At 62.7% G+C, this 12,113-nt stretch carries 11 protein-coding genes and 1 pseudogene; 5 read left to right on the forward strand and 7 right to left on the reverse strand.

The annotated features are described in order from the left end of the window. Positions 1 to 601: 601 nt before the first annotated feature. Positions 602 to 1,135 (reverse strand): adenine phosphoribosyltransferase, encoded by a 534-nt coding sequence (locus ACLHHB_RS15880; RefSeq protein ID WP_410219254.1) that lies wholly within the window; start codon positions 1,133 to 1,135, stop codon positions 602 to 604. Then, positions 1,132 to 1,734, reverse strand: a complete 603-nt coding sequence (locus ACLHHB_RS15885; RefSeq protein ID WP_410219255.1) for a flavin reductase family protein — start codon at positions 1,732 to 1,734, stop codon at positions 1,132 to 1,134. The genes ACLHHB_RS15880 and ACLHHB_RS15885 overlap by 4 nt, the downstream gene beginning before the upstream one ends. A gap of 110 nt (positions 1,735 to 1,844) precedes the next feature. Between ACLHHB_RS15885 and ACLHHB_RS15890 the strand changes: the two genes are divergently transcribed. Further along, complete coding sequence (locus tag ACLHHB_RS15890) at positions 1,845 to 2,450, forward strand: GNAT family N-acetyltransferase (protein WP_410219256.1); 606 nt, start codon at positions 1,845 to 1,847, stop codon at positions 2,448 to 2,450. Next, positions 2,404 to 3,189 carry an EcsC family protein gene (locus ACLHHB_RS15895; protein ID WP_410219257.1) on the forward strand — a complete coding sequence of 262 codons (786 nt, stop codon included), beginning with the start codon at positions 2,404 to 2,406 and terminating at the stop codon, positions 3,187 to 3,189. Before ACLHHB_RS15890 ends, ACLHHB_RS15895 begins: the two co-directional genes overlap by 47 nt. 19 nt (positions 3,190 to 3,208) lie before the next feature. On the opposite strand, the gene ACLHHB_RS15900 is transcribed toward ACLHHB_RS15895, so the two are convergent. Next, positions 3,209 to 4,741 (reverse strand): ATP-dependent RecD-like DNA helicase, encoded by a 1,533-nt coding sequence (locus ACLHHB_RS15900; RefSeq protein WP_410219258.1) that lies wholly within the window; start codon positions 4,739 to 4,741, stop codon positions 3,209 to 3,211. Between the two features lie 96 nt (positions 4,742 to 4,837). On the opposite strand from ACLHHB_RS15900, the gene ACLHHB_RS15905 reads away from it, so the two are divergent. Next, positions 4,838 to 5,044: a hypothetical protein gene (locus ACLHHB_RS15905; RefSeq protein ID WP_410219259.1), complete on the forward strand. Its 207-nt coding sequence runs from the start codon at positions 4,838 to 4,840 to the stop codon at positions 5,042 to 5,044. Positions 5,045 to 6,356: 1,312 nt separating this feature from the next. On the opposite strand, the gene ccrA is transcribed toward ACLHHB_RS15905, so the two are convergent. Next, entirely contained in the window at positions 6,357 to 7,646 is a 1,290-nt protein-coding gene (ccrA, locus tag ACLHHB_RS15910) for a crotonyl-CoA carboxylase/reductase (RefSeq protein ID WP_410219260.1), read from the reverse strand. A 292-nt stretch (positions 7,647 to 7,938) separates the two neighbouring features. Between ccrA and ACLHHB_RS15915 the strand changes: the two genes are divergently transcribed. Both ACLHHB_RS15915 and ACLHHB_RS15920 read left to right on the forward strand, forming a co-directional pair. Continuing rightward, a complete protein-coding gene (locus ACLHHB_RS15915) occupies positions 7,939 to 9,030 on the forward strand; it encodes an acyltransferase family protein (protein ID WP_410219261.1) in 1,092 nt (363 codons plus the stop codon). A gap of 54 nt (positions 9,031 to 9,084) precedes the next feature. Continuing rightward, entirely contained in the window at positions 9,085 to 11,043 is a 1,959-nt protein-coding gene (locus tag ACLHHB_RS15920) for a methylmalonyl-CoA mutase family protein (RefSeq protein ID WP_410219262.1), read from the forward strand. A gap of 80 nt (positions 11,044 to 11,123) precedes the next feature. Here the strand turns inward: ACLHHB_RS15920 and rpmE are convergent, their stop codons facing one another. From rpmE to ACLHHB_RS15935, 3 genes and pseudogenes are all read right to left on the reverse strand, one after another. Next, complete coding sequence (rpmE, locus tag ACLHHB_RS15925; protein WP_410219263.1) at positions 11,124 to 11,345, reverse strand: 50S ribosomal protein L31; 222 nt, start codon at positions 11,343 to 11,345, stop codon at positions 11,124 to 11,126. Positions 11,346 to 11,359: 14 nt separating this feature from the next. Beyond that, positions 11,360 to 11,743 (reverse strand): 50S ribosomal protein L19, encoded by a 384-nt coding sequence (rplS, locus tag ACLHHB_RS15930; protein ID WP_410219264.1) that lies wholly within the window; start codon positions 11,741 to 11,743, stop codon positions 11,360 to 11,362. Then, positions 11,740 to 12,113 (reverse strand): annotated as a pseudogene (locus ACLHHB_RS15935) (tRNA (guanosine(37)-N1)-methyltransferase TrmD); the annotation flags it as partial. The pseudogene ACLHHB_RS15935 and the gene rplS, both read right to left, overlap by 4 nt.

Consider the following 12,113-nt stretch of genomic DNA (forward strand, 5'->3'; position numbering starts at 1 on the left):
TGAGCGGGACCCATACTCCAGCGGACATTCATCATGGCGCGCAGCATTCAGGCTGCATGAAGACGCCGGATCCATGGCCGCAGCCGACCAGTTCAAAAGGGCTCGTAAACCCTTGCCATGGAACCTTGCAGGTTCGAGCGACGCTCTCCGGATCAGTGCGATGAGCTTTGCAAAGGCTCTCTCGGCGGGGTTTCAGATCCGGGCTGCAGGAAAGCAGGAACAGGAACCGCGCGCCGACCGCGCTCATGGTCGCCGCAGCCGCACTGCAGGCGGCGGCGGAGGGTCTACCGGGCCCGTTATGGCCCTTGCCGGTCACGTGGTACGGCAGTTGGTCAAGCGACGGTCGCACGTGCCGCCGGTAGACCCCCACCTCTGCCGTCCGGCTTTAGCCAAAATCACGAAGGCTTCAGCCCGCTCTTGCACCGGTTCGCGACTTTCGAGGCATGATTGCCAGCCTTCGGCTCGGCGCTGAACTTCCCGATCTTCAGATCGTCATGTCGGATGACAGGTGTGATCACGGCACATGCGCGACCAGTTCCGTCCCGGTGCGCTTCCGTTTGCTCCTGCAAGGTGACACGCCATCCGGCCGGAGATGGACCGGCTAGGCGCCCTCGAACGCGCATAATGCATGGACCGGCATCCCCATGTTCTCCAGAACGGCGCGTCCGCCCAGTTCCGGCAGATCGATCACAAAGGCGCAGCCGATCACATCGGCCTCCAGCCGCCGGCACAGCGTGATGGCGGCCGCAGCCGTGCCGCCCGTGGCCAGCAGGTCGTCCACGATCAGGACCTTTTCGCCGGTGCGCAGGGCATCGTCATGGATCTCCATGATCGCCTCGCCATATTCCAGTTGATAGGCCTCCGAGATCACGGTGCCGGGCAGCTTGCCCTTTTTTCGGATCGGCACGAAGCCGGTGGACAACTGGTGCGCCACAGCGCCGCCCAGAATGAAGCCGCGCGCCTCCAGCCCCACGACCTTGTCGATGCGCGTTCCGGCATAAGCGTGCAGGATCTGGTCCACGGCCATGCGAAATCCGCGCGCATCCGCGAACAATGTCGTCACGTCGCGAAAAATGATTCCCTCATGGGGAAAATCATGGATCGAGCGGACATAGTCTTTGACGCTTCGGCTCATGAAGGGCGTTCCATCTCAAAAAGTTCGTCCACGGCGCAGTAGTCCTTGTAGCCGAGGCGCGCAATCCATCCGCCGGCCGCCCGCAGGTCGAACCGCCCCTCCACCAGGCAGTCGTCGCGCAGATGCACACCCGTCATCACGCCGAAGACGGCGAAGTTCGCTTGTCCCGCCAAGGGCACGATCTGCGTCATGCGGCATTCCAGGGATGCGGCCGCCTCTGCCACACGCGGGCAATCGATGGTGGTGCAGGAGGCGGCCTCAAGCCCGGCGGCTTCGAATTCGCTGGTGCCCGCGGGCAGGGGGGCCGAACTTGCGTTGATGGCGTCCCGCAGGTCCCCCGTCGCGATGTTGACGCAGAAAACGCCCGTCTCGATGATCTGTGCGACACTGTCCTTGGTGCCATGCCGGTCGGACTTGGCCCCTGTCGAGGCGAACATCACCTGCGGCGGCACATAAGCCACTGCGTTGAAGAAGGAATAGGGCGCCAAGTTGTCCCCCTGCGATCCGCGGGTCGAGATCCAGCCGATCGGACGCGGTGCGACAATGGCGTTGAAGGGGTTGTGGGGCAGGCCGTGTCCGGCTTCCGGGCGATAGAACATGGGCAGCCTCCTGTGCTTGCGCCCGCAGCCTGCCATTCCTTTTCATGCTGTGCAATGTTCCGCCTGTTGCAAAGCCATGTTAAGGGGCCGCGAAACCGACAGGAGGCGCGATGTTTGAGATCTGCCCCGAGACGCCCGCCGATGAACCCGAAGTCGAGGCGCTCTATGACCTGTGCTTTGCCCCCGGCCGCACGGCCTTGTCGTCCTATCGCCTGCGCGACGGCGTGCCGCGCGTGGCCGAACTGTGCCTCGTGCTGCGCGATCCGGCCAATATCCTGATGGCCGCCATCCGCTTCTGGCCCGCCCGTGTTGCGGGGCAGCAGGTCCTGCTGCTGGGGCCGATCGCGGTTCATCCGACGGCGCAGGGCGAGGGACTGGGCGGGCTGTTGATGCGCGACAGCCTGTCGCGTGCCCGGCGCATGGGGTTCGCGCGCGTTCTGCTGGTGGGTGACGCGCCTTATTATTCGCGCTTTGGCTTTCAAAAGCTGGACGCTGTCGAGATGCCGCCGCCCACGAACCCCGACCGCGTACTGGGGCTGGAACTGACGCCGGGCGCATGGGTTGACCTGTGCGGGCCGGTTCAGCGAGAAACGGCGGACCAGCCCGTCATTCCGGTCATTCCGGCCGACATCGCCTGTACCGAGGTCGAGCACCCCAGAGAGGCCACCCATGCCCCCGCTATCTTCCGGACAACTGGTCTTGCCGCCGATCAATGATCCCACCGTCCTGGTCCAGATCGACCGGCTCGCGCATCGCTATCACGAGGCCGGTGGCACAGGAATGCAGGTCATGGCCCGGATCGGCAACAGCGCCGAGGGCCTGATCGAGCGCCTTCCGGCATTCGTCCGCAACCGTCTGGACAGCGTGACCCGGGCCGCCCTGACCCGCGCCTTTGGCGCGGCATCGGGCAGCCGCAGGATCGTGCGCGACCGGGGCGACTGGTTCAACCGCATGGCCTCGACCGTCAGCGGGGCAGCAGGCGGCATCGGTGGTTTCGCGGGCGCCTTGGTCGAATTGCCGTTCACGGTCACGCTGCTGCTGCGCGCGATGCTGGACATTGCCGCCGAACACGGGCTGGACCCAGACAGCGAGGAGGTGCGTCTGGAATGCCTTCGCATCTTTGCCGCCGCAGGGCCCATGGCCGAGGATGACAAGACCGACCTGGGCCTGCTGGCCGCCCGTCTTTCGGTGACCGGACAAACGGTGCAAGGGCTTGTCAGCAAGGTGGCGCCGCGTCTTTCGGTTTCGCTGGGACAGAAGATGGCCGCGCAGGCCGCGCCGGTATTCGGGGCTGTCGTGGGCGCCTCGATCAACTATACCTTTGCCCGGTACTATCAGGAACTGGCGCGCGTCCATTTCGGCATCATGCGGTTGTCGCAGGAAACCGGCCTGCCGCGGGAAGCCCTGACCGAAGCCCTGCGCCTGTCGATCGCGCGCCAGGCGGCTTCGGCGTGAGCATCCCTTGTCGCCCGCCTCAGTCCTCTTCGGTATCCAGCGCCAAGGGCGTGGCAGGCAGGATCAGGTCGTCGGTGGTCAACGGTCCGGAAGGCCGCGCCAGGCGCGACTTGGTGACCCAGTAAAGCCGTTCCTGCGCGCGGGTGATCGCCACATAGGTCAGCCGCTTCCACAGCGGCACGCCGGCTTCGTTGCGGTTTGACCAGGCCGCAGCGCTGATGTCGGGGCCAAAGACCTGAACTTCGGGCCACTGGCTGCCCTGCGCCTTGTGGATCGTCACGGCGGCGCCGTGCAGAAAGGCCGCGCCCATGCGTGCGGCAAAGGGAATGAAGGGCTCTTCCTCGTCCGGCATCTCGATCTTGACGATGCTTGCGGCAGACAGGCGGGGATCCTCGGCCCCGATCACGTGCAGGCGGGAAAAGCCCGGCTTGCGGCCCGGCCCAAGATAAACGACCTGCGCGCCCTTGATCAGGCCACGCGCCTCAAGATCGATCCGCTTCTTGCGGTGCTTCAAAGGCAGCTCCAGCCCGTCGCAGATCAACGGTTCGCCCGGCAGGAGGGCGTCACCCGGTGCGCCTAAAGCGGTACGGAACGCGTGGATCAGCCGGATGCGGGTGGCGTTGCGCCAGACCAGAACGGGGCTGCGCGCCATCAGGTCGCTTTCCACCCGCTCGGCCCAGACTACGCGGTCGTCCTTGCGGGCGGCTTGGCGGATCATGCTCTCGAATTCGTCAAAGCCCAGCGTGTCATCCGCCAGCGCATGGGCGAGATCCAGGATCGGACTGTCATTTGCCTGGCGATGGATGCGGTTCAGCATCAAACGCTGCGCGGGGGCCAGCTTGTCGAACACCATCTCGCCCGACTGGCCCACGGGGGCCAGCTGCGCCGGATCGCCGAACAGGACCAGCACCGGAAAGATTTCCCGCAGATCCTCGAACTGCTTTTCGTCCAGCATCGAGGCTTCATCGACCAAGCCCACATCCAGCCCATCCTCGCGCCGTTTCCAGCCGCGGATGAAGTCCGAACCCCGCAGGCCCGCCGTCGCCAAGGCACCGGGAATCGAGGCGTTCTGGTCAAAGAAGGCTTTGGCCCGATCCAGCGCCGTATCGGACAGCCCCTCGATGTCCGGTCGGTCCCCCTGACCCGTCAGCCATTCGGCGATCTTCTCGTATTCCGGATCATAGACCGGCGTATAAAGGATGCGGTGGATCGTTGTCGCCGGTACCCCCCGCATTCTCAGCACAAAGGCTGCCTTGTTCGTGGGGGCCAGAATCGCCACGCTGCGCCGGTCCTTGCGCTTGCGTCCTTCATAGTCGGGGCTGATCAATTCGACGCCCGCCCCCAGCAGGGCCTTGGTGATCTGCGACAGCATCAGCGTCTTGCCGGAACCGGCCTTGCCGATCACCGCCATGACGCGTCCCTTGCCTTCAGACGGCGGCTGCAGTTCTTCGGCGATGATATCGATGCCGGCCGCACCAAAGGTTTCAGCCAGGGCATCCCAGGCATCGGCCTGATCGGGTGAAAGGGTCGGGATGGGGGCGAGGCTGCTCATGCGCCCCCCTTAGCCTGCCTTGGCGGAAAAGCGAAGCGCGGCGCAACTTTTCCTGCGCTCGATGCGTATCATGAAAGGGACCCGAGGAGTGACGCGATGATCGAACTGTTCTTCGTCACCTGCATGCTTGCCGATCCGGCGCGCTGCACCGACCACAGCCTGCTGTTCGAGGAGCAGAACGGCCTTCTTACCTGCATGCTGCAAAGCCAGAACGAATTGGCCCGCTGGATGGAGACGCATCCCGCCGAACAGGTGCGGGAGTGGAAATGCCGCTACGCCGGCGACGGCGACCGACGCGCCTGATCCTGAATTAAGCGTGATGTGGCGGAAGAAGCCTGGAAGATTTTCTTGGGCGGGTTCGCATGCTAAACCTTTCCGGAACAGGACAGAACTGTTGGGGACAAGCTCCCTCAGGACATCGGCGCAGTCCTTTGCACTGTCAGCACCTCATATACAACAATCATGAGTTTCGGCACTGTGCTGAACCAGGATTCGCACTCGTTCACGCATCCGTTCAGGCGTTGTGGTGGATGGCTTCAGCGTCAGAACTCCTGTAGCGCGATCCATATGCCAAGCATGGCTGATCACGCCGCTCTGATCTTTCAAGCGAGCGGCGGCAGCTCATTTCGGACGCCAGAAGGCATCAGAAGGAGCGGGTGGCGACAGTACTTGCATGCGGTAGGGACAGGTTTTTTGCCGTCTTTGGACGGGTGTATGTGGCGGCGCGAAGCCTTTGTAGGACAAGCTTGCCAGATGGGCGGGGGCGACTGTCCTCGTAGTCGCGCAGATAGTGAAACTGATCATGGCGGAGGCGGAAGCAGCGGAGGTTTTGAGGGGGTGGCGACAGGTCGCGGATCTGTCGGATGCGCAAAAAACTGTAGGCGCAGACTGGGGCTCTCAACAGGCCTCTCGCCGATGCCTAAGATATCATGATGCTTTGGAAGCCAATCTGAATACGCGAACCGGGAACTGCGATGGCGCCTTCATTCTTCGGGAGGAGGCGTGTTCCTGCAAAAGGGCCAGTTCTCCCCAGCAGGCATCGGTCGAATGCCTCGCGGCCATGCTGATGCGCCAAGGCGGGAATGACAGCTTGGAGGGCTGCAGACTGGGCGACCTTGCGCCTGTGCTGCATCATGGCTGAACAAGGTGAGGCAGGCGGTTACTGCTGAAAGGCACGTTTGCGAAAGCCGCTCGGGCTGCAGTGCTGCCACATGTCGGGCTTGGTGATGGTGCCAGCAAGGCGCCTGAACGCAACAGGCCGCACCTGTCATCATTGCATCGCATGTAGAACAATCGCCATCAGGAACCAGATCCTCAGGGCCACAACATACTGCAGGCGAAGCCGGAACATCACAGCGAACCAGTGCTAAAACAGGAGAGGCACACGTACCTGCGGCAAGTGAAAACCATTTGTAATGGAGTGTTCTTCGCCTGCCAGGCAAGGGTGCCAATCCCTGTAACCGAAGCGTCCTTCGAGCAGAACTGCGAGATGAGCCGCTTGAGGATCGGTCACGCCCTGCAATGGGCAAGACCGATTGACGCCCATTGTTGCTGCCATTGCATGACCCATCCAGAGCCCGAGGCGGCGCGGAGAGGCAACCCCTCCGCGCGTCGTTCAGCGGCGGCCTGCTTCCAGCGCATCTTCGAAGGTGCGTAGTCCGGCATGCGGGGACTGGACCAGAACGGCCATGTTTCCGGGCTTGTGCTGGTTCCTGTACATTTTCATGTGTGCCTGTGGGATTTCGGCCCAAGGAAACACTTCGGACATGCAGGGGTCCAGACGGCGCTCCAACATCAACTGGTTGGCCGCACTGGCCTGTTTCAAGTGCGCAAAATGCGATCCTTGGATACGCTTCTGGTGCATCCACAGATAGCGGACGTCAAAGGTGCAGTTGAAGCCTGTGGTCCCGGCGCAGATGACGACCATGCCGCCCTTCTTGCAGACCAAGGTCGAGACCGGGAAAGTCGCCTCGCCGGGATGTTCGAAGACGATGTCGACGTTGTTGCCCTTGCCGGTGATGTCCCAGATGGCCTTGCCGAACTTGCGCGCCTCATTGAACCATTCCTTGTATTCGGGCGTGTTCACCTTGGGCAGCTGGCCCCAGCAGCGGAATTCCTTGCGGTTGATGACACCCTTGGCGCCGAGACCCATGACGAATTCGCGCTTGTCCTCCTCGGAGATCACGCCGATGGCGTTGCCGCCTGCGGCGTTGATCAGCTGGATCGCGTAGGAGCCCAGGCCCCCCGATGCACCCCAGACCAGCACGTTCATGCCGGGCTTCAGCTCGTGCGGCTCGTGGCCGAAGAGCATGCGATACGCCGTTGCCAGCGTCAGCGTATAGCAGGCCGACTCTTCCCATGTCAGGTGGCGTGGGCGGGGCATCAATTGCTGCGCCTGCACACGGGTGAACTGGGCAAAGCTGCCATCCGGCGTTTCATAGCCCCAGATGCGCTGGCTGGGCGAATACATCGGGTCGCCGCCGTTGCAATGCTCGTCGTCACCGTCGTCCTGGTTGCAGTGGATGACGACCTCGTCGCCGACCTTCCAGCGCTTGACCTTGTCACCGACCGCCCAGACGATGCCCGACGCATCCGAACCTGCGATGTGGTAGGCCGCGCCATGACCATCAAACGGGCTGATCGGTTGCCCCAAGCCCGCCCAGATGCCGTTGTAGTTGACGCCTGCCGCCATCACCAGAACCAGAACCTCGTTGCTGTCGATGGCAGGTGTTTCGACCACCTCGAGCTGCATGGCCTGATCAGGCTCTCCGTGGCGTTCGCGACGGATGGCCCAAGCATGCATCTGCGCTGGCACATGGCCAAGGGGGGGCATTTCGCCCAAGTCGTAAAGGTCTTTGACAGGCGCCTGATAGGGCGCGATCGGGGTCGGGGCATCAAGGGCCATGGGCTACTCCTTCATCATGCCGCGGCGCAGAATCGCCAGCTGTACCGTTTTGGTATGACGGCAAAAGCAATAATGCAACAATCAAGACGTATAAATGCGCAACATTATGTCGGAAGTTTTGAGCGTGTTTCGGCCGATCAGTTGATTGGACAACCGCAGGGGGTAGAGAGGCCCTGAACTATGTGCGAGGGCGAGAGTTGTTGGATCATGGTTAACGACGTTGCTGCTCAGTCTGTGCTGTCGCCAAAGCCTGTCGCTATCCTCCTGTTTCCTGCCCAAAGTAAAGGTTGGCATGTCCCAACAAACATCCTCCCCACAATCCAGTGTGTCGTTAACAGACCTGCCCATCGAAACGATGCGTGCCATTGCCATCCTGTTGCTGGTGTCCTTTCATGTGATCGGAGGAAACACCGCGGACGGGCTTGGTCTGTCCTATCCGCATCCGCTGCGCTATTTTGCCGATCTCCTGGTCAATATCCGCATGCCGTTCTTTGCCTTCGTGGCCGGCGCCGTTTATGCGCTGCGTCCCGTGGAGCCGTCGCAACTGGGCAAGTTCCAGATCGGAAAGCTGAGGCGGCTTGCCATCCCGGGATTGACGGCCATCACCATCTTCATCCTGTTCACTTGGCTGACCGGCGGGGGGCTGCCCTTCGACGGAGAGTTCTGGCAGGCCTATTACCGGGGCTATGCGATCTTCTGGTTCCTGCAGGCGATGCTGCTGTTCTTCCTGATCTTTGGAACCGCCGATATCCTGACGCGCGGCCAGATCCTGCTGCCGGCGCTGCTTGTCGCCTTTGCCGCCCTTGGCTCGGGGTCAACGTTCGAAACCGACATCCTGGCCGCGAACAGGATCAGCTTCCTGTTCGCCTATCTTCTGCTGGGCATTGCTTACGTGCGCTATCACCATGTCTTCAGAGCGTATCGCGGGCCGGTGCTGGCACTGGCGGCGCTGGCTCTGTTGATGGGGCTGGGCATGACGCTGAACATCCTGCTGGAAAGCGATGCTCTGCCGCGCAGCCACCTGGGCCTGCGGAGCCTTCTTCTTGCCTCCGGTTCCTGCCTTCTGACCTTCATGCTGCTGCCGCATCTTCGCAGTCTGGACTGGCTGGGTGGCTTCTCGCTGACCATCTACCTGTACCATATCCTGGCCACCTCGGCGACGCGCCGGGTGCTGGATACCGCGGGCACGGACTCATTGATTCTGCATGTTCTGCTGGGCACACTGGCCGGTGTGGCCGCCCCGCTGATCCTGCATCTTGTCATGTCACAATGGTCCCTCACGCGCCTGCTGTTCCTTGGCCTGAAACCAAGGGCGCACCAGCCAAGAAGAAGGGTTGCAGTGACAGCGCTGCCTGTCCACGCCGCAATGCAGCGAATTGACTGAGAAGCAATCTTTCGATATCGATCTCTTAAGCGCCATTTTGTTGCGAGGTAGGTCGTGGTTGAAAAAGACAAACCCTGGCTGTTCCGGACCTATGCCGGCCATTCCACGGCCGCCAAGTCCAACGCCCTTTACCGGACAAATCTGTCAAAGGGGCAAACGGGCCTTTCCGTCGCCTTCGACCTGCCGACGCAGACGGGCTATGACAGCGACCATGTTCTGGCACGGGGCGAGGTTGGCAAGGTCGGCGTTCCCGTTTGCCATCTGGGCGACATGCGGGCGCTCTTCGACCAGATCCCGCTGGAGCAGATGAACACCTCCATGACGATCAACGCGACGGCCCCTTGGCTTCTGTCGCTGTACATCGCCGTGGCCGAAGAGCAGGGGGCCGATATCCGTCTGCTGCAGGGAACGGTGCAGAACGACCTGATCAAGGAATATCTGTCGCGGGGCACCTATATCTGCCCGCCCAAGCCCAGCTTGGCGATGATCACCGATGTTGCGGCCTATACGCGGGAACATCTGCCGCGCTGGAACCCGATGAACGTGTGTTCCTATCACCTCCAAGAGGCCGGGGCCACGCCTGAACAGGAACTGGCCTATGCCCTTGCCACGGCAGTGGCGGTTCTGGACGATCTGAAGACAAAGGTACCGGCCGACAGTTTCCCGGAGATGGTGGGGCGCATCAGCTTCTTCGTGAACGCGGGCATCCGCTTCGTCACCGAACTGTGCAAGATGCGCGCTTTCACCGAACTGTGGGATGAGATCACGGCAGAGCGTTACGGCATCACCGAAGAGAAATATCGCCGTTTCCGCTATGGCGTGCAGGTCAACAGCTTGGGCCTGACCGAGCAGCAGCCCGAGAACAACGTGTACCGCATCCTTCTGGAGATGCTGGCCGTCACGCTGTCCAAGAACGCGCGGGCCCGGGCGGTGCAGCTGCCCGCCTGGAACGAGGCTTTGGGCCTGCCTCGGCCCTGGGACCAGCAGTGGTCGCTCCGGATGCAGCAGATCCTGGCCTATGAAACCGACCTGCTGGAGTTCGGGGACCTGTTCGACGGCAATCCGGTCATTGCCGCCAAGGTGGAGGAACTCAAGCAGAATGCCCGGAACGAGCTGGCGCTGCTGGATCAGATGGGCGGCGCGATCGCAGCCATCGATTACATGAAGGCGCGGCTGGTGGAATCCAACACGGCCCGGCTGGGGCGGATCGAGACGAACGAAACGGTTGTTGTCGGGGTGAACCGCTGGCAGCAGGCCGAACCCTCCCCCCTGACGGCAGGCGACGGAGGGATCATGGTGGTCGATCCGGCGGTGGAGGCCGACCAGATCGGACGGCTGCAGGCGTGGCGCGCGTCCCGCAACGAAGATGCGGCGCAGGCCGCCCTGGAGGCGCTTCGCCAAGCGGCGCAGACCGGTGTCAATGTCATGCCGGCCTCGATCGAGGCAGCCAGGGCCGGGGTAACCACGGGCGAATGGGCAGGCGTGATGCGGGCTGTCCATGGCGAATATCGCGGACCGACCGGCGTTTCCGCCAATCCGTCGAACCGGACCGAGGGGCTGGAAGATATTCGCGAGGCGGTGGACGCCGTCAGCACACGGCTGGGACGGCGGCTGAAGTTCCTGGTGGGCAAGCCGGGACTGGACGGTCATTCCAACGGTGCCGAACAGATCGCCTCCCGGGCGCGGGATTGCGGGATGGACATCACCTATGAGGGCATCCGCCTGACGCCTGACGAGATCGTCCGCCGTGCCCATGAGGAAGGGGCGCATGTTGTCGGCCTGTCAATCCTGTCAGGCAGCCACCTGCCACTGATCGAGGACCTGATGGGCCGCCTCAAGGCCGAGGGCCTGGGGCATATCCCCGTAGTCGTGGGCGGGATCATCCCCGAAGAGGACGCGCAGCGTCTGTCGGCCATGGGCGTGGCAAGAGTCTATACCCCAAAGGATTTCCGGTTGAACGCGATCATGATGGACATCGTGGCGCTGGTCGAGCCCGGCGCCGCAGCGGCCTGACGCGCAGTCCCGCCAAGGGTGAACAACGAAAAACGCCGCCCGGAAAGGGGCGGCGTCTTCGCGTTTCGGTGTGGGTGCGATCAGAAGCCCAGACCTGCGTATTTCGACTTGAACTTGGACACGCGGCCACCGGCATCCATCAGGCGCGACGAGCCACCGGTCCATGCCGGGTGCGAGGTCGGGTCGATGTCCAGCGACATCTTGTCGCCGTCGTTGCCCCAGGTCGACCGCGTCTGGTAGGTCGTCCCGTCGGTCATCTTGACCTCGATCATGTGATAATCGGGATGGATCTCTTTTTTCATCTGATGACCTCGATTCAGGCGTTCGCGTCGGAAAGCGGGCGATAGTTAGTCTTTTCGGCGATACGGGCGGACTTGCCGCGGCGATCGCGCAGATAGTACAGCTTGGCGCGACGGACCTTGCCGCGACGCACGACCTCAATCGAGTCGATGTTGGTCGAATACAGCGGGAACACACGCTCCACGCCTTCGCCAAAGCTGATCTTGCGCACGGTGAAGCTGGCCGCGATGCCGCTGCCGCCCTTGCGCGAGATGCACACGCCTTCATAGTTCTGGACACGCGAACGCGTGCCTTCGGTCACTTTGTAGCCGACACGGATCGTGTCGCCGGCCCTGAAGTCAGGGATGGTCTTGCCAAGCTGGGCGATCTGCTCGGCTTCGAGTTCTGCGATCAGGTTCATCGCTGTTGTTCCTTGTCATGCTCACGGTGGTTCCGCGATTGGTCTGATGCGCCCGAGCGCTGTCGGTCCTTTGCCGGGTCCACATGCGTTTCCGCATGTGCCCGCCACAGATCGGGGCGACGTTCCCTTGTCAGCCTTTCGGCCTCACGGGCTCTCCAATCGGCAATGGCCGCGTGATGGCCCCCCAGCAGAACCGGCGGGATCTCGCGGCCGTCCCAAAGGGCGGGCTTCGTGAACTGGGGGGCTTCCAGAAGGCCCCTGTTGCCGATGGAAAAGGATTCCTCGGCCAGAGAATCCTGATTCCCCAGCACGCGCGGTATAAGCCGGACCGTCGCGTCGATCAAGACCTGAGCGGCGATCTCTCCTCCGG

The organism is Paracoccus sp. (in: a-proteobacteria) (genome assembly GCF_046462195.1).
Lineage (GTDB): Bacteria > Pseudomonadota > Alphaproteobacteria > Rhodobacterales > Rhodobacteraceae > Paracoccus.